Below are 23,233 nucleotides of genomic sequence, written 5' to 3'. Positions count from 1 at the left end.
CTGCATCAACGAAAGAATGGATGCAGTGTCGAGCCATCCTATTTCTCTACAAACACCAACTCACCGTTCTCGACTTTCAGATCCTTGACGTTATTCGGCAACTTCAACTGATCGCGTTGCTCCGCCAATTTCTTCTGCAGCGCATCATTCACCAGTGACACGGGAACGCTCAGGTCGCCCACTTTTACTTCCGTCGCATCGAACGTCGCGTAGCCGTCCTTGGACCCGAGGTGTCCAGCGAGCGTCAGGTACACATCTTTACCAGCGATGTTGGTGAGGAACTGTCCGCGCACGACGTCGCCATCCATCGACACCTGGTAATCCTTGATGTTCGGTACCGCACCCGGAAACTCGGTCGGACTAGCAGAAGTGTTCGAAGGACTCGCAGCCGGAGAACTGGAAGAAGAACTCGTGGAAGAAGCCGTGGATGCAGGCGTTGCCGCCGCCGTCGGCATCATTCCGGTGGCTTGCGCGAGCGCGGCCGACAATTCGCCGGAAGTCAGACGAACCTCGCCGCCACCCACGCCCGTCGACCCGGCCTGCTCAAGGCGGTCCACCTTTTCCTGAAACGATTGCGCATTGGCTGCGGTCGCTGCCGGGGAAACAGGTACGGCAACCGGCGCCGGTTTCCGCACAACTAAGACCAGCGTGAACAACGAAATTGCCAGTGTTACCAGACTAATGATGCGCTGCCATTTCAAGACACACCTCCCCCAACTGAATCATCGTATCCGTAACGAATGAAGAGGTTTAGATCACGGAGGTGCTGTATCTGGAGAACTCTCTAGAAGGGCCGTACGGCCAACCGCCGGGTGCAGATTGCTCTGGTGGTTCCACTCGAATTCGCGGCAGGTAGCTGAAACGCAAGGTCTTGAGCAGCCCCAAGGCCGGTGCGAGCGTCATTCCACAATCGCCAGCACGTCCCCTGCATTCACGCTTGCGCCCGGTACGGCCAGAATCTTCTGCACCACACCCTTCTTCGGCGACTTGATCTCGTTCTGCATCTTCATGGCTTCGACCACCACGATTCCCTGGCCAGCTTCGACTTCCGACTGCTCCGTCACCAGCACGCGCACAATCTTCCCCGGCATCGGACAGACCAGCTTTTTCGGACCGGCGGCATCCCCTGTTCCGTCCCGCCGCGAGCGCAGGGAGCGCGGATCGCGCAACTCGACTGCAAAGCGCGAGCTCCCGACCCACAGATGGAGATCGTTTGCGGTCTGCTCACGCTTAATCTCGTACGAATGGCCTTCAATCAGGAGCGAGAGCACGTCTGGTCGCGCCAACACCGCGTCCACCACCATCTCCCGCCCATCAAGACGGCATTTCCACACACTCTCGGCCCGTTCAAGTTCGAGCCGATGCGGTTTGCCGTCTATGGTGACTTCGTAAACCATACGTGAATTTCAGACGCCCTTACATTTTGAAGGGCGCATGCCAAACGCTCGCATCTTTTTTGAAACTGTTCACCGCCGCCCTTCCACGCGCCCCGTTTCTTTCCATTTGGAAGCTGTCGCAACCACGCCCCCATTTTGCCGGTCTCCCGCCTTCGGAGCGATGATTTCAAACAGCCCTGCCGCGATCGCCGCAATTTCCGGCTCCGGCGCGGACTCCGCGGCCACAGATTTCTTCGCTAGCAGTCGATCCAGATACCCGGTATCAAGTTTGCCCGCCTGAAAATCTTCATCGCGCAAGATTCGCTGGAACAAAGAAATATTCGTCTTGATGCCAGCCACAAAATATTCATGCAGCGCGCGCCGCAACCGCATGATCGCCTGCTGCCGGTCCGTACCATAGCCGATCAATTTCGCGAGTAGAGGATCGTAATCGAGCGGGACCGTCCACCCTTCGTACATGCCGCTATCCCGGCGGATTCCCGGACCGGACGGGGCAACCAGCAAAGTAATCTTGCCCGGACTCGGAAAATAATTGTTGTCTGGATCCTCCGCATAGATGCGGCATTCGATCGCGTGTCCACGAATCTGGATATCGTTCTGCGTGAAGGGGAGCTTCTCGCCGTGTGCGATGCGAATCTGTAAATGCACAAGGTCGAGGCCGGTGATCAGTTCGGTCACGGGATGTTCCACCTGCAACCGGGTGTTCATTTCGAGGAAATAGAAATTCTTTTGTTGATCTACCAGGAATTCGACGGTTCCGGCATTGGTGTACCCTGCAGCTGTTGCGACGCGAACAGCCACTTCGCCCATACGGCGGCGCATACCGACATCGACGATCGGCGACGGCGCTTCCTCCAGCACTTTCTGATGGCGGCGCTGAATCGAACATTCGCGCTCGCCCAGCCAGACTGTGTTTCCATGTTCATCCGCCAGCACCTGCATCTCGATGTGCCGAGGATTCACGATCGCTTTCTCAATGTAGACTTCGCTGTCGCCAAATGAGCGCTGCGCTTCGCTTTGCGCGGCTTCCAGCGCAGAGCGTAACTCTGCGCGCGAATGCACCAGCCGCATGCCCTTACCGCCGCCGCCCGACGCCGCTTTCAACATCACTGGATAACCGATTCGCTCTGCGACTTCTTCGCCTTCTCCTGGAGATTGCAGTCCGCGGGATGTGCCGGGCACAAGCGGCACTCCCGCTTTTTCCATTTCCTGGCGGGCGCGCGTCTTCGATCCCATCATTTCCATGGACGCCGGTGTGGGGCCGATGAACTTCACGCCCGCGTCTGCGCAGGCTTGCGCAAACTTTGCATTCTCCGAAAGGAAACCGTATCCGGGATGAATTGCTTCTGCGCCCGAACGCCTGGCCACATCGAGAATCTTGTCGATCCGAAGATAGGACTCCACCGCCGGCGCTGGGCCAATGTGGTAGGCCTCGTCCGCTTTGCGAACGTGCAGGGCGGCGCGATCCACGTCGGAAAAGACAGCCACCGTGGGAATACCCATTTCGCGGCACGCACGGATCACCCGCACCGCAATCTCTCCCCGGTTGGCAATCAGGATCTTCTTGAACATGGCGCGTTTCCGAATCGATTGTAGTCCCCAGCGTGACCCGCACCCCATGAAAAGTCCCGCAAGGGACGACTGAAAATAGTCCGGCGTTTCAACGCCGGGATCGCGAACATCTTGAGCCAAAAGTCCCGGAGGGACGACTGATGCACCGCCTCACGATCGCCGGACCAGTCGTGCCTCCGGCACTTGCCCGCATCCGCGTTCATTTCCCCGCCAGTAAACTGGCGGGCTATTATCGGCGGGTCCCTTCGGGACCGAAATCGAATACAACACTTACCGCCACCGCGCCCACAAACTAAAAAAGGCCCCATCGCATCCGCGAGGGGCCTTCTTTTGAAAACAAAAACCCTACTTGTTCTCGTCCATTACGATGCCGCCCGCGGGCTGCTTCTCGGCCTTTTCCTTCTTGACGGCCATGGTCTTGTCGACCCATTCATCCGCAGTCTTCAGATCGGCGGCGCGGGCTGAAGGATCGTCGCATTGCACGTCCGCACGCTCACGGTACATCAGGTTCAGATAGGCCATCGCGTCATCGTAGTCCGGGCGCAACTGGATCGCCTTGGTCAGGTTGTCGATGCCTTCCTGAATGTTGGCGGTATTCTTTTCCCGGATCGTCGCACAGAGCTTCTTATCTTTTGCAGCCAGCGACTCTTCCGACTTCATGCCCAGTTTCTGCCGCTCTTCCATGCGCGGCTGATAGGTCTGCGTCCAGTCAATCACGGCGATCGAGTAATACGGCTCGGCATCGTTGGGATCGAGTTCGGAGGCCTTTTTGTAAAACTCTTTTGCCAGAGGAAAGTTCTTTTGCTGCAGGTAGAGGTAGGCGATTCCCTTCACGCTATTAATATTCTTGGGGTCGGCCTGCAGCACCTGCTTGTATTGATCGATCGCCTGCTCCGCCATACGAATGTTTTCCGGAGTATCCACGCCCCCCACATATCCCTGCGCGTAGGCAGTGGCCAGATAAAGCCGCGCGTTGAGGAGAGACGGATCCAGCGTCACAGCTTGTTGAAAGTGATCGATTGCCTGTTCGAATTTATTGTTCTTGAAGGCCTGCACGCCCTTGTTGAGCTGGTCGCGCGCCTTCAACTTGGTGCAGCCGGTGCCCAGAAGCAGCAGCAGACTGGCTGCCAGTACCACCAGCATTTTTATTTTTGCGGTGTTTTTCATTCGCGTTATGAATCTCCCTTGCCACGGAGTAGAAACCCGGAAAGGTCAGAGGTGAGAGGTAAGATTGCGGAGGTTAAGTCACCCTGGCAATCTGCCCTCTGAACTTTGACCTAGTATCTTAATTGCCCGCTTCGATTTTGGCTGTGATCAGGCCCACTTTATCTACACCCGCTGAATGGGCGATATCGATCACGCTCGCCACGTTCGCGAAGGGAATATTGTCGTCCCCTTTTACGAACATGACTTTTTCCGCGCGCGCCTTGAAGATGTCCGACAGGCGCAGCTGCAAACTTTCCCAAGTCACTTCGTCCTGATTGATCTTCAGCCCCGGATCCTGCCCCGGGCCGTGATCGATCAACTGCACCACGATCGTACGATCCGGTGTGGGAGGCGGTTGTTTCTGATTGGGTGGAGGCGGCTGCGGAACCAGTGCATCCAGACCCTTTGGAGTCAACGGCGTGATCACCATGAAGATGATCAGCAACACCAACAACACGTCAATGAGCGGCGTGACGTTGATATTCGCACTCTGCCCTCCGCCCGAACCCATTGCCATTGCCATAAATTAATCTCCTCGACTGCTAGCCCGCGGTTACTGCCCGCCCGTCGTCGCCTTGGGCGGCGTCGTCAAAGCACCCGGGGTCTTTTTCTGATCCGTCAGCAATCCCAATTGATCCACGCCTGCGGCGCGGACGTTATCCACGACCTCGACCACCCATCCGAACTTTGCCCGCGCGTCCGCTTTAATAAAAACGCGCTTGTCCGTCTTGTTGGCCAGTTTGTCTTTGATTTTCTGCGTCAGATCTTCCGGCTTGATGGGATCGGTCCCGAAGAAAACTTTGTTCTCGCGGGTGACCGCAACCAGAAGCGCATCTTCCTTGTCCGCGTCCGGCATCGGCGCCGGGTTGTTGACCTGCGCCATGTCCACGGGCTGCCCGTGCTGCAACATGGGCGTGACCACCATGAAGATGATCAGCAACACCAGCATCACGTCCACCATGGGCGTCACGTTGATGTCGGAGTTTACTTTGGCGCCTTCGTTTCGCTTTGCTAATGCCATCGAAATTCCTTTCCTGTCCCGCTGCTTCGATCCACCAGTCGCGTTCTGCTCGTTGAGGTGGAGGAGCGGGCGCCCCGCACTGGGACGCCCGTCCGGCAACTCACGATTGGCGACTGCCGTTTTCGGCGGCTTAGGACCGGCGCATGCTCCGGCGCTTCAGGAAGTAGTCCACCAGTTCGCTCGAGGAGTTATCCATCTCCACGTCGAACGCTTCCACGCGACCGGTCAGGTAGTTGAACATCATAACGGCCGGAATCGCCACGAACAATCCAACTGCCGTGGTGACGAGCGCTTCCGAAATGCCGCCCGCGACTGCTGCCAGTCCGGTGGCTTTTTCTTTCGCGATGCCGTTAAAGGCGTTCAGAATGCCGACCACCGTGCCGAACAGTCCCACGAAGGGAGCAGTCGAGCCGATTGTCGCCAGTCCACCGAGTCCGCGCTTCAGTTCCGCGTGGACGATCGCTTCCGTGCGCTCCAGAGCGCGCTTCGAAGCTTCGATGGTTTCGCCAGGGATTTCGCCCGGGCTGTCCTGGTGAGCTTTAAATTCCATCAGGCCAGCGGTGACAACCTTGGCCAGGTGGCTCTTCTTGTTACGCTCGGCAACTTTGATGGCTTCGTCAATCTTGCCTTCGCGCAGAGCGCCTGCCACCGCAGGAGCGAACGCACGCGACTGGTTGCGGGCGGCATTAAAAGCCATCCAGCGATCGATCATGACGCCGATCGACCAGCCCGACATGATGAACAGAATGATAACCACGGCTTTCGCAAGAAGCCCCATCTGCTTCCATAGCGAAATCGGGTCCCAACCAACCGAGCTCTCACCTTGTAAGAGCATGGTGGCGAATATGTGCATGTTGCAGAGTGCGACTGCTGCCAGATTTACTAACATGAGTTGCCTTTCCTCCTCGGACCTCGTCTGAACTTGCCGATCACGTTGCCCCGCTTTTCACGGGAACAACTGCTCTGACGCAGCGCTCCGCTTTCTTAGCCGGAATGCTCGCCCGAGCCAAACCTTACCTTCGTGCTGCCATGAAAATCCGTGGGCAGAACCGCCCTCCGGGTGGGAGAAAACCACCCTGGCTTCCCGTCGATGGGACTTGCGTCGGACGGGGAGGGCCGACTGCCACCACAACTCCGCCGGGGTCTAACCTCCGGACAGAGTGAAGTTCACAACCACTTGTGTATCCACCGCGACCGGCTCACCGTTGAGCAGATACGGCTTGTACCGCCATTGCTTCACGGCTTCAATCGCAGCCGGAGCCAGCATCGGGTGTCCGCTGATCAACTGCAGGTTTTGAATGGTGCCGTCCTTGCTGATTTCAGCCTGCAACACGACCGATCCTTGGATGCGAGCCTGCCGCGCCAGGGGCGGATAATTGGGCTGTACTTTCTTGATCAGAAGACCGGTGGCGACGCCCGTCGATACACGCACGCGCTGCGGGGTCGCGACCTTCGGGATGGCAGCAGTGGAATTGATCATGCCACCGATGACGCCTCCCATCGAGCCGCCCGGTACTCCACCCGGTACTCCGCCCATCACGCCCATGCCCATTGCTGGCGGCGCTTCCTCTTCCTTAATCATCTGAACTTTCTCAGGAATCTTGGTCGGAGCGCGCAGCTGGCCGTTGACGAGGTCGCTCTGGATCTTGACGACCTTCACTACGGCTGCGGCTGGAGGTGGAGGAGGTGGGGGTGGCGGGGGTGGCGCGACCAGGAATGTCATCAACTGGGTTTTGGGCAACGCTTCGGTGTAAATCAGTGGGATCAGGATCAAGACTCCCAGCAGCAAGAATTGACCAAAGAACGAAATGATCGAGGTTGCGAGCCGCTTGGTCTTGAGCTTGTTTCCCGATTCAATAAGGCTATCTTCAAACATGGGCTTCTCCCCTGCACCAGACCCTACGTAATCTTAGACACCACCTGCATCCCCTTTGCTCCCGATCTTCTTGCTCTGTCTGCCAGGCTTGTCTCTCCGGACAAGTCCATGATTGTACGCCACATAAGCCGTTCTATGCCTTCACTTTTTCCTTCGGCCTGTCATCCTGCCGAGCGCCCGGCCGGGCGGGCATGGCAACCGGCCTCTTGCCTCGCTCCGTACGCCAGTCTTGATAGGCCACCAGAACCGGCGCGGCAATGGCGATCGACGAATAAGTGCCGATCAGAATTCCGATCACCAGGGCGAAACTAAAACCGCGAAGCACTTCGCCGCCAAACAAGAACAGAGCAAGCACGGTAAGGAAAGTCAGGCCTGCTGTCAAGATGGTTCGACTTAAAGTTTGATTAATGCTCCTGTTGACGATCTCCGACAGCGGCTCCCGCCGCAACAACTTGATGTTTTCCCGAATCCTGTCGAACACCACGATGGTGTCATTGTTGGAGTACCCGATCAGGGTGAGAATAGCCGCGATCACCGTCAAGGAGATTTCCCAGTTGAGAAGGGAAAACGCTCCCACCGTAATCAGCGTGTCATGGAACACCGTCAGCACCGCCGCCACGCCATAAATCCATTCAAAGCGGAATCCCAGGTAAACCAGCATTCCTGCTAAGGAATAGACAGTGGCGAGGAGCGCCTGGTTCCGCAGCTGGCCGCCGACTTGCGGGCCAACGATCTCGACGTTGCGAACTCCAAAGTCCGAAAGGGAGAAACCTTCCTGCAAGGACGCAACCACCGCCGGATCCGTGGCGGCCTTCAGTTCATCGATCGAATTCAGCACGCCGCCCTTTTGCTTGTCGCGGTAGTTCACGATGGCCTGAGCCACAGCGGTATAGCGCTGATTGGCATCGCTCGCGGCATGCAACGGGTCCTTCTCCAACAGGTAGTTCAGAATTGTCAAAGAACTGGCGTTGTTCAGGTCCGGTTTCCCCGCCGGCGCGTTGCTTTGCAGCGCCTGAATGATCTGAATTTTTCCTCTGTCGAGGGACTGCTCGCTGGTTTCCTGGATGTCGAGCGCTACCAGAACCTCATTGTTGGCGGCTGGCCCGTAAGACTGGACGCGGGCATTCTTCAAACCGGCGCGCGCCAGTTCCGCATGGATTTCGGATGGAACCGGCGTATGCGAGTACTTTACGTACACCAGCGTGCCGCCGCGGAAGTCCACGCCCAGCGGAATCCCATGCCAGAACGCCATGGAGAATAGTCCGGCCAGACTGAATACCAGAGAAAAAGCGAGGAAGTACCACTTCTTCCCGAGAAAATCTATGTTTGTGTTTTTAAAGAATTCCACGCTGCACTCGATCCTTTGAACTCGTCGTTCGCTTTTCGTCGTTCGCTACTTTCGCGCTAAGCGCCAGGTGATGCCCCTTGGCGAAAGACGAACAGCGAACGACGGCTCTTAAATACTCAATGCTTCGCCGCGCTGGTGACGGCTCAAGTTCCAGTCGAAAATCACTCGCGATACGAAAACCGCGGTAAATAGATTCGCCGCCAGACCAAACACCAGTGTGGTCGCGAATCCACGCACCGGACCGGTTCCAAAAATAAACAGGATGGCCGCCGACACAATGGTAGTGACGTGCGTGTCAACGATCGTGATCCAGGCATGGCTGAAGCCTTGTTCCACGGCCGAGGGCGGAGTCTTGCCATTGCGCAACTCTTCCCGGATGCGTTCGAAGATCAGAACGTTGGAGTCCACGCCCATGCCGACCGTCAGGATCACACCCGCAATTCCCGGCAACGTCAGCACCGCGCCGAAGTAGCCCATGAATCCGAGCAGGATGATCAGGTTGAAAATGAGTGCGATATCGGCGTTAATGCCCGCGCCGCGATAGTAGATCAGCATGAAGAGGAGAACCGCAATCATGCCCACCATCGCTGCCTGTACGCCGGAGCGAATCGAATCCGCGCCGAGAGAAGGTCCGACGGTGCGCTCTTCGAGATACTTCAGGCTGGCCGGCAACGCACCCGAGCGCAGAACCATCGACAAATCACGCGTCTGTTGCTCGGTGAACCGGCCGTTGATCACGCCCGTATCGCGGATGGCCTCTTTGATGACTGCGACTTCCTGCACCTGATTGTCGAGCACTACGGCGAGATTGTCGCCCACATGAGCGGAAGTGAAGGAATAAAACTTACGGCCGCCCTCGCCCGTGAGCACGAAGCGTACGGCGGGCTGACCATTCTCGTCGCGACTGGATTCAGCCGTCCGGAGATCGCTGCCCGTCACTGCCGAAGCCCGCGAAATCAGATACCAGGTCTCGCCCGTGTCATCGGTCCGCCCGATGCTGCGCCCACGCATTAAGACCGTGCCTTCCGGAAGCACTCCGCCGCGGTCCTGCAAAGCCTGCTGCTGGCTGCCGTACGGCCCGCCCATCGACTGCTTAATCTCGAGCATCGCGGTGGACTGCACAATCGCCTTCACGCGCGCCGGGTCGTCAACGCCGGGCAACTGCACCAGAATCTGATATTGCCCCAACCCGTGTTCCTGAATCACCGGCTCGCTCACGCCCAGCGCATCAATGCGGTTGCGGATAGTCTCGATCGCCTGCGTTACGGCGCGGTTCTTGAGGTCCGCCAGGCTTTGCGCCTTCATGGCAACGGTGTAGGAATTTTCCGCGCCGGAATTGAGGTTGTACTCCGGCAGCCGGTCGGCAACGATGGATTGCAGATCCGATCTTTGCCCCGGATCGACACCCTTGATCACGACCGCGTCCGGATGGTTCACGGGATCCGGCTTGGTGACCTCGACATAGTTGATCTTGCGCGTGCGCATATCTTCCTTCAAGCGCGCCATCGCGTTGTCGGAATCCACATTGACCGCGTCGTTCACCTGCACCTGGAGAATGAGGTGCGTGCCACCCTTGAGGTCAAGTCCGAGGTGAATGCGGTCGGTCACTAGTGCCAACACGCCACCGTGTCCCGCCCACTCCCACGGAAGACCGAAAATCCCCACCACGAAGATCACAAGGATGGCGAGGATGAGAAGCAATTTCCCGGTAAGGTTCTTAGTCATAAAAAATCAAAGGCGCTGCGCGCTTCGAGACGCGAGCTAAGATCACTTTCGCAAGATTCAAGCTCGAAGCTCGTTAGCCCGAAGCTTCTTTCTACTTTCCTTCTTCCGCCGTCGTCACCGACACTACCGAGCCCCGGCTGACTTCGAGTTTCAAGTTGTCCGGCGGCACGCGCAGGATGACCGCGTCGTCTTTCAGGCTCATGATCGTCCCGCGCAGACCGCCGCTGGTGGTGACCTTGTCGCCTGTCTTCAATTCGCCCAACATCGCCTGCCACTTCTTCTGCCGCCGCTGCTGCGGCATGATCAGCAGGAAGTAAAAAATGGCAAAAATGAACAGCAGGGGTGCGATGGTCAACAGACTCGATCCACTGGGAGCCTGCAACCACACCGCCAATCCGCTGCCATAACCCATGAAAAGTGCGCTACCTTCCAAGTTGATCCCCTAGAACGAACTTACTGCGAAAAATCATATCCAGCCGTGGCAGTCTGAAGCACCCTCATCGGGGCAACCGAGGAAAACTCGGCACAATTTTGCTTCTAGCGCTGCTGACCTGCGGGATTTCTTTTCTCTTTATATTTCTTAGGCCGGATACCCTTCGACATCAGGCTTGAGCTTTGAACCGTCGAGCTTGAACCTATTTCAAGGAACACGGCTACGGTTTCGGCCGAGACTGCTCAGAAAGAAAAGGGGCTTTTTCCCCAAGTTGAATAGCATGCCGGACGCCCCGCATGGTGTCAAGGTAGTAGCTCACATTGTGGACGGTATTCAGCACTTGGGCCAGCAATTCGTTCGATGCATAAAGGTGCCTTAAATAGGCCCGCGAGTACCTCTGGCACACTCGGCAACGGCAATTCGGGTCCAGCGGGCCCGCATCCTGGGCATAGCGCGCCTGCTTGATGGAAACTTTGCCTTCGGACGTAAACAGCAGCCCATGCCGCGCCGCCCGCGTCGGCAGCACGCAATCCATCATGTCGACGCCCATCTGCGAATATTCCGCAATCTCTTCCGGCGTGCCGACCCCCATCACATAGCGGGGCTTGTCCGCGGGCAGATGCTCCAACGTCGATTGGATGATCTCGCGCGTAAGCTCCCGCGGCTCCCCGACACTCAGCCCGCCGATCGCATAACCGGGAAAGCCGATTTCGACGGTCCGTAGAGCTGACTCGCGGCGAAGCTCGCGGTCCATGCCACCTTGCACGATGCCGAATAAAGCTTGTTCCGAGCTCCGAGCTCCGAGCTGCGAGCGATCAGAACCAGTTTGCTCGAAGCTCGAAGCTCCGGGCTCGGAGCCGCGATCGTCAGTCACTCTCCACGGTACTTCGTGCTTGTGCTGCTCAAAATATTTCTTGCTTCGCTCCGCCCAGCGCAGCGTCAACTCCATGGAAGCCCGCGCCCGAACCGCATCCGCCGGATACTCCGTGCACTCATCAAACGCCATGATGATGTCCGCGCCCAACCCGATCTGCGCGGCCATCGCACTCTCCGGTGAAAAGAAATGCGAGGAGCCGTCGAGATGCGAGCGGAACGTCACTCCCTCTTCACTTACCTTGCGCAACTCGGTCAGACTGAAAACCTGGAACCCGCCCGAATCAGTAAGGATCGCCCGCTTCCACGACATGAAGCCATGCAGGCCACCCATCTTGCGGACGGTCTCAACTCCCGGACGCAGATAGAGGTGATAGGTATTGCCGAGCAGAATCTGGACGCCGAGTTCTTCGAGAATGTCCTGCGGAACACCCTTGACCGAGGCCAGTGTCCCGACCGGCATGAAGACCGGCGTTTCAATCTCGCCATGAGGTGTGGTGAGTCGGCCCAGCCGAGCGCTCCCCGACGTCGTTTCAATTTGCAATTGGATCGACACTGTCGAGAATTCTAAAGGAATTGCTCAAGGCGAGAAGCCCCATCGGGTTTCACCAACCTGTTTTGTTTTCGTGAATCGACCGCCGGCCTCACGGATTTGTTCCCCGCTTGTCGCTTTTTCCCGCCGCGCTTCGATACCACCAGTAGCGCCTCATAGCCCGGTTCTACTTGTGCGACCCGAAGATCAGGCTGCATGACGCGCCAATCCAATCCCAATCATCAGGAGATTCTTTCGTGAAAAAATCTGTTCTTGTACTTGCGCTGCTAACGCTTACTGCTCTCGGTTTCGCCGCCGAACCGGATGCGAAGAATGAAACCCGCAACAACCCGCTGCCGAGCATCAATTGTCAGTTCACGTTCACCGCGGGAGCTCAGAATACTTTCCTCCGGTACTGCGTGACCGATGGTGGCAATATCCTTGGCATCGAGAGCCCCCAGGGTCACTTCATGATCCCCGACGACCGCGAAGGCTACGGCGTCTGTGACCAGAGCACCGGCGTTGCCTACTTCGACTACGGTTCTTTCGGCGCCAGTGCCAACTGGGGACCAGTCTCCGTCGTGTCGCACTCTGCAAAGGTCGTCAAGATGGCTCGCACCACCAGTGACGGCATCTGGACCCTCACCCAGACTTTCACGCTGGTCGCAGGCAATTCGCCGATGGTCAAGGACACCATGACCCTCAAGAACAACACCGCTGCCGCCCGGGGCGCCTTCCTCTTGCGTTACGCGGATACGGACATTGACTCCGATACCTCGAACAACCTGGACGCGACCATTGAGGCGGCTTCCGCATGGAATTCGGTGACCACTCCGAACGAGAACGCCACGGCCCGTGGACTCATGCTGCAAAACGTGGGCGTCGCCCGCGTTACCCATCAGTCGCTCGCGCAGAACTCTCCCTCCGGCCCCGACGCGTGCCACCCTTTCACCAATTTCCCCGCAGGCCCGTTGGTTCAATTTGACGGATCTCTCGCCCTCATTTACCAGGCTTTCGTGGGCGGCGGAGCGGCGGCTACCGCCACCGTGGGCTATCGCGCTTTCTAAAAAAGCAATCCGCTCGTCGGATTCACCGGCCTCGCAAGAGGCCGGCTTTTTTCTGCTCCAGCCTCGGTACCTGTAATGGCCCCATCGCGATGCCCTCGCGATTGCGTGAGAACCAAGATTTCTCCTGCTGGTGAACAACGACCTGTCCAAGGGCACGAAGCGGACGTAACAAAGCACAGCCGCGAAGCGGCGTAAGAATAAAGCCCACGGCGCAAGCCGTGGGTTACGAGCGTGAAATGTTCGAGCCCCGAAGGGGCGAAAGAGGAGTGCCGCAGCCAGTTCCTGCGCTACCCATTTTCCGCGCGACCAGTCTATGTTGGAAGCATGGCAATCGAGATCGCTCCAGCAATCCGCATCCGATTTTCGCCGGCGATGATTTTTGGCTGGATCGTTCTGCTCGCCGGGATCTGTCAGGCGCAAGTATCCGCTCATCCCGCGCCTGTGCCCCCGCCCCCGAAGGCCACCAGACCCGCTCCCGGTCCGATGGTTCGCATTCATGGCGCGACCTTTTCGATGGGGATCGACGCAGATCAAGTTTCCAGCTTCCAGAAAATTTTCAGCATCGACGCACCCCAGCTGTTTCAAGACGAAGTTCCGAAACATGAGGTCACGATCGACAACTATTTCATCGACCAGTTTCCCGTGACGAACGCACAGTTCAAGAGATTCACGGACGTGAATCCCGAGTGGCAGCCGAGCCAAATCAGCCGGGACTTGGACAATGGAAACTACCTCAAGCACTGGAGCGATCCGGCAACTTTCTCGAAGAAGGCTGACCATCCGGTCGTCAACGTGAACTGGTTCTCCGCCGTTGCGTACTGCCACTGGGTCGGCAAGCGATTGCCCACCGAAGCCGAGTGGGAATACGCGGCGCGGGGCGGCCGCAACACGCTCTTCCCGTGGGGCGATCAGCCTGCGGACCCGACTCATTTGAACTACTCAGGCAGCAATCTGCACACCACGACTCGCGCTGGGATTTATCCAGCCAACGGTTTCGGACTCCTCGACATGGCCGGCAACGTCTGGCAATTTCTCGCCGACGAATGGAAGCCCTACTCGCCCGGTCCGCAGAAAAATCCGATTGCTGGCGGAAATAAATTCCTCGATGCGAAGACTTTTCTTCAAGTGAAGACGAGACGCGTACTTCGCGGCGGAAGCTTTGATGGAGGCCCGGTGAATTTCTGGGTTGAGTACCGCGACAGCCATCCTCCGAACGGTTCGCAGGAGTTTGTCGGCTTCCGCTGCGCGCGATAGCACCTCTGCAATCTGACCTGAAACCCCTGACCTTACTTCGCGTATGCGTTCTTCACCACCTCGCCGCCCTTCATCACAAATTTCACTTTCTCCAGCGTAGTTACATCGGCGAGCGGATCGCCATCCACCGCAATGATGTCCGCCCATTTGCCGGGTTCGATCGTCCCGACTTTGTCGGACCATCCCAGCAGATCGGCGTCGTTGATGGTCGCAGACTGGATCGCCTGCAGTGGCGTCAGGCCCAGCTTCACCATGACGGCGAACTCGTGCGCGTTCTGTCCATGCGGATACACCGCCGCGTCCGTTCCGAAACCAACTTTCACTCCTGCTGCGAACGCGCGCGCGACATTCTTTCGCGCCGCCGGCATCACTTCTTTTCCCTTCGCAACGAGTTCCGCCGGCGTGCCGATCTTTTCTGCGTTGTCGAAGAACCAGTCCATCAGATAGAGAGTCGGCACCAGGTACGTGCCGTTCTTCTTCATCTCAGCGATGCCTGCGTCGTCGACGTAGGAGCCGTGCTCAATCGAATCCACGCCGGCCATCGACGCCCAGCGAATCCCTTCGGCGCCATGCGCGTGCGCTGCTACTTTCCGCCCCAACCGGTGCGCGTCCGCCACGATGGCCTTCATCTCTTCCAGCGTGTACTGCGACGCCTGCGGATTATCTCCACGCGACAGAACGCCGCCCGTCGCGCAGACTTTGATCACGTCCGCGCCATACTTGATGACCTCGCGCACTTTGTGCTGCACCGCTTCCACGCCATCGGCCACTCCCGGCTCGATGGCATGGTATTCGTAGGGCAGCAGGTTGTTGTCGCAATGTCCGCCCGTGATACCCAGCGCCGGACCGCTCACCAGCATCCGCGGCCCAGGCACGTCGCCGGCATTAACCGCGTCGCGTAGGGCAACATCGGAGAAGCCATTCGCGCCCACGTTGCGGATGGTTGTGAACCCGGCTTCCAGCGTGACTTTGGCGTTGCGCGCTCCAGTGAGCGCTTCGCGCGGAATAGAAATCCCCAGAGTCGAGTAGCCAAAATTGGGGGCGAACGTAATATGCGTGTGCGCGTCGATCAGTCCGGGAAGAACGGTGGCGTTAGGGAGATCGATGACGGTCGCACCGGCAGGAAGCAGTTGGTCGGTTAACGATCCGACGTTGGTGATCTTTCCTCCCTGAATGATGATGGTCTGGCCGGTCAGCGTCTTGCCAGTTTTCACGTCGAGCATGCGTCCGGCGCGGATGACCACCGTCTTAACAGCTGCCACCTGCCCTGCGGCCAGGCTCACCGCAAGCGCAAACACTGCGAACACCATTACCCAACGACAAAGTCTCATTCCATCCCCCCAGAGTTTCAGCGGGGAATTCTAAACGCAGGCACAGTGTCGATGCACGCGAAGATCATAACCACGGAGGTCACAGAGGACACAGAGAAAGAAAATCGGTCGAATTCCTCCGTGTCCTCCGTGACCTCCGTGGTTAAGCTTTTGGTTTTGACTTCCCGCGCGCCCAGATCGGGTACATTACGTATCGAGGTGCACGCCTGAACCCACCCCCTACTGGCATCCGCGCCATCGCAACGCTGTTCGGGCTCTGCGGGACATACCTGGCGATCCTTGCGGCCGTATTGCTGCTAAGCCCCGGAACCGTCTCCATGACAGCCGCTGCTCCGTTGCTCTTCGGCTTGGAATTAGCCGGACCTTACATGTTCCTTCTGGTCGCCGTCGCGGCGGGCGCCATCGCCTGGGGCCTGCTCCGCCTCAACAACATCATGCGCCACGCCGCCATCCTCGCCGCCTGTGCCGGAATCGTCATGCTGATCCCTTCGGTGTCAGGAGCAGTGGTCGCCGTACGTCTGAAGGGACTGATCTTCGGCGGAGTTGGCATCATCGTCCGAGTAATCGTCGCGTGGTATCTGTCGCAGGGGCACATCTCGGAGCAGTTCAAGAGGCAACCCACTTCACCGTAGCGCCGGCGCCTCGCCGGCAGTCGTGGGGGCGCCCCGCCCCCACATGCGAGGGCAGCGTGCCCTCGCCACAGCCCGGCAGGGTGCCGGCGCTACTTTTTACTTCTTCGCCTTCGCCGGCACGTTTTCGCCAACGCGCTCGCTCACTCGAAACGTCAACTTGCCCTTGGCGCCGTCGACGATCACGTGGTCCCCGTGCAGCACTTCGCCGTCGAGAATCTTCAGCGCCAGCGGATCCTGCACCAGTTTCTGAATCGCTCTCTTCAGCGGACGCGCTCCAAAGTTCGGATCGTATCCTTCTGTGAACAGCAACTCTTTCGCCGAGTCCGTCAGTTCCAGCGAGATCTTGCGGTCGGCCAACAGGCGCCGCAGATCTTCCAGGCGCAGATCGACGATCTTGACCAACTGCTCTTTGCCGAGCGGATGGAAGATGACAATATCGTCAACTCGATTCAGGAACTCCGGCTTGAAATGCGCATGCAGAGCGTCCATCACCAGCTTGCTGGCGCGCTCGAACGCTTCGGCACTCAAACCGCTCTCCGCTTGCAGATACGCCGACCCCAGGTTCGAGGTCATGATGATCACGGTGTTCTTGAAATCGACCGTGCGGCCTCTGCCATCGGTGAGCCGGCCGTCGTCCATGATCTGCAGCAGGACGTTGAAAACATCCGGATGCGCCTTTTCAATTTCATCGAACAGCACGACCGCGTAAGGGCGGCGCCGCACCTGTTCTGTCAGCTGCCCGCCTTCGTCATATCCGACATATCCCGGAGGCGCGCCGATCAGGCGAGAGACGGCATGCTTCTCCATGTATTCCGACATGTCGATGCGCAACAGCGCCTTCTCATCGTCGAACAGGAATTCCGCCAGCGCGCGCGCCAGTTCTGTCTTTCCAACGCCGGTCGGCCCGAGGAAAATAAATGATCCGATTGGACGCTTGGGATCGCTCAGTCCCGCCCGCGATCGCCGGATCGCATTGGCCACACGTTCGAGCGCCGCATCCTGCCCGATCACGCGCTGCCGCAGGCGATCTTCCATCGTGATCAGCTTCTTGACTTCGCCTTCCAGCATCTTCGAGACCGGGATGCCCGTCCACTTGGAAACAATCCGCGCGATGTCCTCTTCGTCCACTTCTTCTTTCAACATGCGGCTGGACTTGCTTTCCATTTCCTTCGAAAGCTTTTGCAACTCTTCTTCTGTCTGCCGGATCAACCCATAGCGAATCTGCGCCACGCGCTCCAAATTGCCCTTGCGCTCTTCAGCAGCCTCTTCGGTCTTGAGCTGCTCGAGTTTCTCTTTCAGTGCTCGAATGCGTGCGATCCCCTCTTTTTCCTGTTTCCACTTCGCCTTCAGCGCGTTCGACTGCTCACGAATTCCGGCGAGTTCTTTCTCCACCACGGCCAACCGCTCGCGCGAGTTCACGTCTTCCTCGCGTTTCAATGCCTGCTTCTCGATTTCCAGCTGCATCGCCCGGCGCTCCAACTGATCGATGACGGTCGGCATGGAGTCAATCTCGATGCGCAACGACGCCGCAGCTTCATCGACCAGGTCGATGGCTTTGTCCGGGAGAAAGCGATCGGAGATGTAACGATGCGACAAAGTTGCCGCGGCCACAATCGCGGAGTCCTTGATGCGGACGCCGTGATGAACTTCGTATTTTTCTTTTAGTCCACGCAGGATCGCGATTGTGTCTTCGACCGTCGGCTCGCCCACAAACACCTGCTGGAAGCGGCGTTCCAGGGCAGCGTCTTTTTCGATGTACTTGCGATATTCGTTGAGTGTGGTTGCGCCAATCGCCCGCAGTTCTCCGCGCGCCAGCGCCGGCTTCAACATGTTCGACGCATCCATCGATCCTTCGGACGCGCCTGCTCCGACCAGGGTGTGCAATTCGTCGATGAACAGAATGATCTGTCCATTCGAGTCTTCGATTTCCTTGAGCACCGCTTTCAGGCGATCTTCAAATTCGCCGCGATACTTCGCGCCCGCAACCATTGCGCCGAGATCGAGTCCGACCACACGCTTGTTCTTCAGCGCTTCGGGCACGTCGCCGGAAATGATTCTTTGCGCGAGTCCCTCGACGATGGCGGTCTTACCTACGCCGGGCTCGCCAATCAGCACGGGATTGTTTTTCGTACGTCTTGATAACACCTGCACGACGCGACGGATTTCTTCGTTCCGGCCGATGACGGGATCGAGCTTCCCCCGCCGCGCAAGTTCTGTAAGGTCCTTGGCGTACCGTTCCAGCGCCTGGAACTTCGCTTCCGGATTCTGATCGGTAACTTTCTGTGATCCGCGAACCGTTTGCAGCGCTTTAAGAATCGCTTCGTGGGTCGCGCCATGCCGCGCCAGCAACTCCTGCGCTGGATCAACGTGATTTCGATCTCGCTTCAGCGCTGTGGCCGCCAGGAGCAGATGTTCAGTCGAGACATACTCGTCCTTGAAGGTGTCCGCTTCTTTGAAGGCGCGGTCGAGCAACTGGTTCACCTGCGAGGACATCGACGCCTGCGCAGACGCGCCCGAAACTTTCGGCAACTTTTCAATTTCCTGGTAGATCTCGCTCAGCACCGCCTGCGGACCGATGCCGATCTTCTCTAGGACCGGCGTGACGATGCCTTCGTGGTCTTCGATCAGCGCGGCCAGCAGATGGACCGGCAACAATTCCGGATTGCCGTGCTCGGACGCGAGTTCATTCGCGCGCTGCACCGCTTCCTGCGCCTTGACTGTAAATTTGTCCCAGCGGATTGCCATGATTTGACTCCTGGCCAGACTTCGAGCCTAGACCGATTTTGTAATTTTGTAATCGAGTAATTTTGTAATTCGAAAAACTCACTCCTGATCGTTTTCAGATTGCAAAATTACCCGATTACAAACTTACAAAATGAAACGGGAGGCGCAAACCCGCCGCCTCCCGCGAAAACTAACCACTATCCACCAATCACTATCCACTGTCTTACGCCGCCTTGCCTGGTCCTTTGCCTTCGATCGTCTTTTCGCTGCCGACATTGACCTTGATCTGCTTCGCCTTCGCTTCCGACTTCTTCGCAAGCTGGACTTTCAACACGCCCTTGTCATAGTTGGCTACGACTTTTTCGGAGTCAACCGTGGTGGGCAAGGTGAAGGTGCGAGTGAAGCTGCCGTAACGGCTTTCCACGCGGCGGAAGTTCTCTTCTTTTTCTTCTTTTTCGAACTTGCGCTCGCCCTGGACGGTCAAAGTGTTGTTCTCGATCCGGACATCGATGTCCTTCTCGTCAATTCCCGGGACTTCAATCTTCAGCGTGATGTTGTGTTCGTCTTCGTAAACGTCGACGGACGGCGCAAACGTGCTGGTGGTCAACGACTCCTCACGACCCTCCCCACTCTGCGCGTCATGGAACAAGCGGTTCACGCGGTTCTGCAACGAAACGTACTCACGAAACGGATCCCAACGGGTAACGAATGTCATGGCAAAAGCCTCCTGCTCGGAATGTGATTTTGAACGATCAGCACTCCGTTAGATGTGTTCTCACTACAAACGAAGCATAAAATATGAGTGTCTTATTGTCAATGTATGAATATGCCTCTATTTACATCAGTTTACGGTGGCTATCACGCATTTCAGGTAGCTCGTTTCCGGCATGCTAAGTAGTATCGGATGGTCCTTTGCCTGGCTGCGGCTTTCGAGGACCCGCGTTGGACGATGAGCGTCTCGCGCCGCTTCGGCCACGATTTCCGTGAAGTCCGGAGCGCTCACATGGAAGGAGCAGGAGCAGGTCACCAGCACGCCACCGGGCCGGAGCATCTTCAGCGCCCGGAGATTGAGTTCCTTGTATCCCCGCATGGCCTTATCGAGGTCATGCTTAGTCTTGGCGAAGGCGGGCGGATCGAGCACGATCATGTCATAGCGGCGCTTTGCCGAGTCGTAGTCTTTCAGCAGATCGAAGGCATTCGCCTCGATCCACTCCACCTCGCGCTGGTTCAAGGCCGCATTCTTGTCCGCCATCTCCAGCGCCGGACGCGAACTGTCCACGCCGGTCACGGTCGAACATTTCGCCCCCAGGTGCAGCGCAAATCCACCCTGATAGCAGAAGACGTCGAGCGCTTCACCGTGTGCGTATTGGGCAGCGGCAGCGTAGTTCTCGCGCTGGTCGAGAAACGAACCGGTTTTCTGACCTTCCATGCCGTCATACTGAAACCGGACTTCCGGTTCGTTCATGGTGACTACGGTCGCGGCCTTCTCTCCCCACAACAGCCCCGACTTGCGCGGAGGCAACTGCTCGAGATCGCGGATGCGTGCGTCGACACGCTCGACAATCCCCGCGGGGTGGAATTCCTCAATGAGTGTCGCGATCAGAGCGGCCCGCACGGGCTCCGCATCCATGGCCTGGGTCAGAATTTGCACGGAAACGACATCGTGGTAGCGATCGACAATCAGCCCAGGGAGAAAATCCGCTTCGCTGAACACCACGCGATACGCATTGGTGGTCGCGACGACCCGTTCGCGATAGCGGATAGCCGCACGAATGCGATCAGCGAGCAGAGCAGGGAAGTCGGCCACCGGGTCGCGAGCGATCATGCGGATGGCGATCTGCGACGAGCTGCTGTAGAGGGCGGTTCCTAAATATTTTCCGCGCGAATCGGCCACCCCGAGTACGGCTCCGGGCGGCACATCTTCGGAAGGAGTGACGTCCGAGCGGTAGACCCAGACGTGTCCCGCTTTCAGTCGGGCAACGCCTCTCGCTGAGATCTGGACAGACAAGGGCGCACCGGGCTTAACCGAAGCCAGCTTCTTAGACATGCCTCCGATGGTACCCGAACGCGCCCATCCCCATGTGGCGCGGGCGCCCCGCCCGCTGCAGTTGGGTTTGAAGTTGGTGTTAGTGTTGGTGTTGGTGTTGGGTTTGAAGTTGCTGTTGTTGCTCTTGCAATCTTCCAGCGTCACTGCCCTGGATTAACAGGCACCTGGAAATCCACGCCGCGCGCGTCGTTCGCTTTGCGAGTCGCGGCCAGATCGATGTCCGACAACTGAATCTTGTGAGCGCGGTTGTCCGCCAAGTCAAAGATGGTATCGCCGACGATCGCGTAATTCTGCAACTCGGCTTGATGGCCATCCCTGAAAATGAGCAGGGTACTCGGCTGGGCGACAACTGGGGCCGGCGGTTCGGCCGCAACCAAAGTTTGCGGGGTCGGCGCTGGTGGCGCTTCCACGGCAACCGCGCGGGCTCGACCGGAACGTGATACGCGACGCTCCACCACAATAGGTTCGCCCGAAGAATCTTCCTCATCATCCGCAACCGCGTCCGGCTGCACGACGATCACTTGTGTGTAAGGAGCGCCAACGCCGTAAACGGGCACTCCACCTGTGAAGAGATCGCGGCGGAAGTGCCGTCCGCGAAAGCCTGGGGAGTGTGTTCCACGCTGGAAGGATCCGTTTTGGAAGAAAGGATTGACACAGCAGTTACCGAATCGAGCGTGGTTTCCGCCGAATCCGTTCGGACCAAGCGAGGTCACGCTGGCGGCTACGCCTGGCGTAAAGGAATTGCTTCCACCGAATCCCATGGACGAGACCGAGGCCGGAACGCCGTGAATCTGGCCGTACAGCTGAGGCGTTCCAGATGCCAGAAATACCATGCCAACGATCAAGAAGAGGGGGCGGATCCGGACGAGCATACGAACCTCACTTCGGCTATTAGAGCCCCGGGGACCAATTTTTTCAACTGCGCCTGCTCTGGAGGCGGCGAGCACCGCCGGTTCCAAGGTTGTTGGATACGTCCTGGATGAAGCTACGCAGAACGCCGGGAAGTCAGCCGGTCCAGTTCCACCAGGCGATGCTGGACGTAGCCGTCTTCAGTCAAATGCGCCGCCGCTGTACTTTTGCGGGTGAGCCCAACCATCTGGTCCAGAGGATGTCGGTGGCCAAACTTCGGATCGAGCTGCTGGCAGAACTCGCAGAGACGGCTGGAGCGAACTTCAAGCCGTTTCTTTCTGAATACTTGATCAACGTGTTCCATGTGTACTGGACTCCGTCCGGTATTGAAATGGAGATTCTCCGCAGTGTTCCGAATGGAAGAAGACGCGGACACCACAATATTTGGGTGGCGCTGTTTTACTACAGCGCCCTTCGTTCCACAAGCCGAAGATTGTTGGAATTTTCCACATCATGGTTGACGGCGAGCGGCGTTAGTCTCCCCGCGAAAATGGAATTTCTGGCAAGATGCAAGAGAACCGACGATTCCCTCGTGGAGACTCCCGTGAATACTGGAACGAATGATCGCAGCCTTGGCACGGTGTTCCTGTTTGATGTCGACAATACTCTGATCGACAACGACCGGGTGGCCGCCGACCTCAAGCGCCATCTCCTGGCAACCGTCGGGGAAGCCTCCGAACAACGTTATTGGGACATCTTCGAAAAATTGCGCTCTGAACTTGGCTACGCCGACTATCTGGGCGCGCTGCAGCGCTATCGGGTCGAAATGCCGCGCGAGGCAAAGTTGCTGGAAGTTTCCTACTTCATGATCAACTATCCGTTCGCGAACCGGCTGTATCCGGAATCCCTCGACGCCGTCGAGCACGTGAAACAGTCCGGCAAAGCTGTGATCCTGAGCGACGGCGATGTCGTTTTCCAGCCTCGCAAGGTCGACCGCTCCGGCCTATATGAAACGTTCGAAAGCCAGGTCCTGATCTACGTTCACAAGGAGCACGAACTTGCCGATGTCGAAGCGAAGTATCCGGCGCAGCACTACGTGATGGTTGATGACAAGGTCCGCCTGCTGACGGCAATCAAGCAGTACTGGGGGAAGCGCGTCACCACGGTATTTCCCCGCCAGGGCCACTACGCGCTGGATGAAGAACTGGTCGCGCAATTTCCGAAACCCGACATCACGCTGGGAAGAATCGGAGAGTTGAAAAACTATTCTGCGGAACAAATACTGTCGGCCGCCGGGTGACGGTTGCTGTAGAGACGCGGCTTGCCGCGTCTTCTGCGGGCAGCGT

The 23,233-nt window shown here is 57.9% G+C and carries 21 protein-coding genes; 4 read left to right on the top strand and 17 right to left on the bottom strand.

Annotated elements, in window-relative coordinates:
- Positions 1-38: 38 nt before the first annotated feature.
- The 12 genes from HY010_13505 to tgt form a co-directional block, all read right to left on the bottom strand.
- Positions 39-701 (bottom strand): hypothetical protein, encoded by a 663-nt coding sequence (locus HY010_13505; protein MBI3476743.1) that lies wholly within the window; start codon positions 699-701, stop codon positions 39-41.
- Between the two features lie 198 nt (positions 702-899).
- Entirely contained in the window at positions 900-1,304 is a 405-nt protein-coding gene (locus HY010_13500) for an acetyl-CoA carboxylase biotin carboxyl carrier protein subunit (protein ID MBI3476742.1), read from the bottom strand.
- A 162-nt stretch (positions 1,305-1,466) separates the two neighbouring features.
- Positions 1,467-2,969 carry an acetyl-CoA carboxylase biotin carboxylase subunit gene (gene accC / locus HY010_13495; protein MBI3476741.1) on the bottom strand — a complete coding sequence of 501 codons (1,503 nt, stop codon included), beginning with the start codon at positions 2,967-2,969 and terminating at the stop codon, positions 1,467-1,469.
- A gap of 345 nt (positions 2,970-3,314) precedes the next feature.
- Positions 3,315-4,136, bottom strand: a complete 822-nt coding sequence (locus tag HY010_13490) for a tetratricopeptide repeat protein (protein MBI3476740.1) — start codon at positions 4,134-4,136, stop codon at positions 3,315-3,317.
- Positions 4,137-4,254: 118 nt separating this feature from the next.
- Positions 4,255-4,698 carry a biopolymer transporter ExbD gene (locus HY010_13485; protein MBI3476739.1) on the bottom strand — a complete coding sequence of 148 codons (444 nt, stop codon included), beginning with the start codon at positions 4,696-4,698 and terminating at the stop codon, positions 4,255-4,257.
- Positions 4,699-4,728: 30 nt separating this feature from the next.
- Positions 4,729-5,196, bottom strand: a complete 468-nt coding sequence (locus tag HY010_13480) for a biopolymer transporter ExbD (GenBank protein ID MBI3476738.1) — start codon at positions 5,194-5,196, stop codon at positions 4,729-4,731.
- 130 nt (positions 5,197-5,326) lie between these two features.
- Complete coding sequence (locus HY010_13475; GenBank protein MBI3476737.1) at positions 5,327-6,085, bottom strand: MotA/TolQ/ExbB proton channel family protein; 759 nt, start codon at positions 6,083-6,085, stop codon at positions 5,327-5,329.
- Positions 6,086-6,340: 255 nt separating this feature from the next.
- Entirely contained in the window at positions 6,341-7,072 is a 732-nt protein-coding gene (locus HY010_13470; GenBank protein MBI3476736.1) for an energy transducer TonB, read from the bottom strand.
- 133 nt (positions 7,073-7,205) lie between these two features.
- Positions 7,206-8,324 carry a protein translocase subunit SecF gene (gene secF, locus HY010_13465; GenBank protein MBI3476735.1) on the bottom strand — a complete coding sequence of 373 codons (1,119 nt, stop codon included), beginning with the start codon at positions 8,322-8,324 and terminating at the stop codon, positions 7,206-7,208.
- Positions 8,325-8,528: 204 nt separating this feature from the next.
- Positions 8,529-10,145, bottom strand: a complete 1,617-nt coding sequence (gene secD, locus HY010_13460; protein MBI3476734.1) for a protein translocase subunit SecD — start codon at positions 10,143-10,145, stop codon at positions 8,529-8,531.
- A 91-nt stretch (positions 10,146-10,236) separates the two neighbouring features.
- Positions 10,237-10,557, bottom strand: coding sequence for a preprotein translocase subunit YajC (yajC, locus tag HY010_13455; GenBank protein MBI3476733.1), 321 nt, complete (start codon positions 10,555-10,557; stop codon positions 10,237-10,239).
- 241 nt (positions 10,558-10,798) lie between these two features.
- Positions 10,799-12,007: a tRNA guanosine(34) transglycosylase Tgt gene (tgt, locus tag HY010_13450; protein ID MBI3476732.1), complete on the bottom strand. Its 1,209-nt coding sequence runs from the start codon at positions 12,005-12,007 to the stop codon at positions 10,799-10,801.
- A 233-nt stretch (positions 12,008-12,240) separates the two neighbouring features.
- Between tgt and HY010_13445 the strand changes: the two genes are divergently transcribed.
- A complete protein-coding gene (locus HY010_13445; GenBank protein ID MBI3476731.1) occupies positions 12,241-13,050 on the top strand; it encodes a hypothetical protein in 810 nt (269 codons plus the stop codon).
- Positions 13,051-13,374: 324 nt separating this feature from the next.
- Positions 13,375-14,304 (top strand): formylglycine-generating enzyme family protein, encoded by a 930-nt coding sequence (locus tag HY010_13440; GenBank protein MBI3476730.1) that lies wholly within the window; start codon positions 13,375-13,377, stop codon positions 14,302-14,304.
- A 32-nt stretch (positions 14,305-14,336) separates the two neighbouring features.
- Here the strand turns inward: HY010_13440 and HY010_13435 are convergent, their stop codons facing one another.
- Positions 14,337-15,614, bottom strand: coding sequence for an amidohydrolase family protein (locus HY010_13435; GenBank protein MBI3476729.1), 1,278 nt, complete (start codon positions 15,612-15,614; stop codon positions 14,337-14,339).
- A 338-nt stretch (positions 15,615-15,952) separates the two neighbouring features.
- Here HY010_13435 and HY010_13430 point away from each other — a divergent pair, with 338 nt between their 5' ends.
- Complete coding sequence (locus HY010_13430) at positions 15,953-16,267, top strand: hypothetical protein (protein ID MBI3476728.1); 315 nt, start codon at positions 15,953-15,955, stop codon at positions 16,265-16,267.
- A 96-nt stretch (positions 16,268-16,363) separates the two neighbouring features.
- Here HY010_13430 and clpB read toward each other — a convergent pair whose 3' ends face one another.
- The 4 genes from clpB to HY010_13410 form a co-directional block, all read right to left on the bottom strand.
- Complete coding sequence (gene clpB, locus HY010_13425) at positions 16,364-19,012, bottom strand: ATP-dependent chaperone ClpB (GenBank protein ID MBI3476727.1); 2,649 nt, start codon at positions 19,010-19,012, stop codon at positions 16,364-16,366.
- A gap of 202 nt (positions 19,013-19,214) precedes the next feature.
- A complete protein-coding gene (locus tag HY010_13420; GenBank protein MBI3476726.1) occupies positions 19,215-19,706 on the bottom strand; it encodes an Hsp20/alpha crystallin family protein in 492 nt (163 codons plus the stop codon).
- Positions 19,707-19,832: 126 nt separating this feature from the next.
- Positions 19,833-21,038 (bottom strand): class I SAM-dependent rRNA methyltransferase, encoded by a 1,206-nt coding sequence (locus tag HY010_13415; GenBank protein MBI3476725.1) that lies wholly within the window; start codon positions 21,036-21,038, stop codon positions 19,833-19,835.
- Positions 21,039-21,178: 140 nt separating this feature from the next.
- Complete coding sequence (locus HY010_13410) at positions 21,179-21,910, bottom strand: hypothetical protein (protein ID MBI3476724.1); 732 nt, start codon at positions 21,908-21,910, stop codon at positions 21,179-21,181.
- Positions 21,911-22,491: 581 nt separating this feature from the next.
- On the opposite strand from HY010_13410, the gene HY010_13405 reads away from it, so the two are divergent.
- Entirely contained in the window at positions 22,492-23,187 is a 696-nt protein-coding gene (locus HY010_13405; protein ID MBI3476723.1) for an HAD family hydrolase, read from the top strand.
- Positions 23,188-23,233: the final 46 nt, after the last annotated feature.

The sequence above is a fragment of the Acidobacteriota bacterium genome (assembly GCA_016196065.1).
In the GTDB taxonomy this organism is placed as follows: domain Bacteria; phylum Acidobacteriota; class Terriglobia; order Terriglobales; family Acidobacteriaceae; genus Acidiflorens.
The sequence above is the reverse complement of the archived record's forward strand: the minus strand, read 5'-3'. Positions and strand labels throughout refer to the sequence as shown.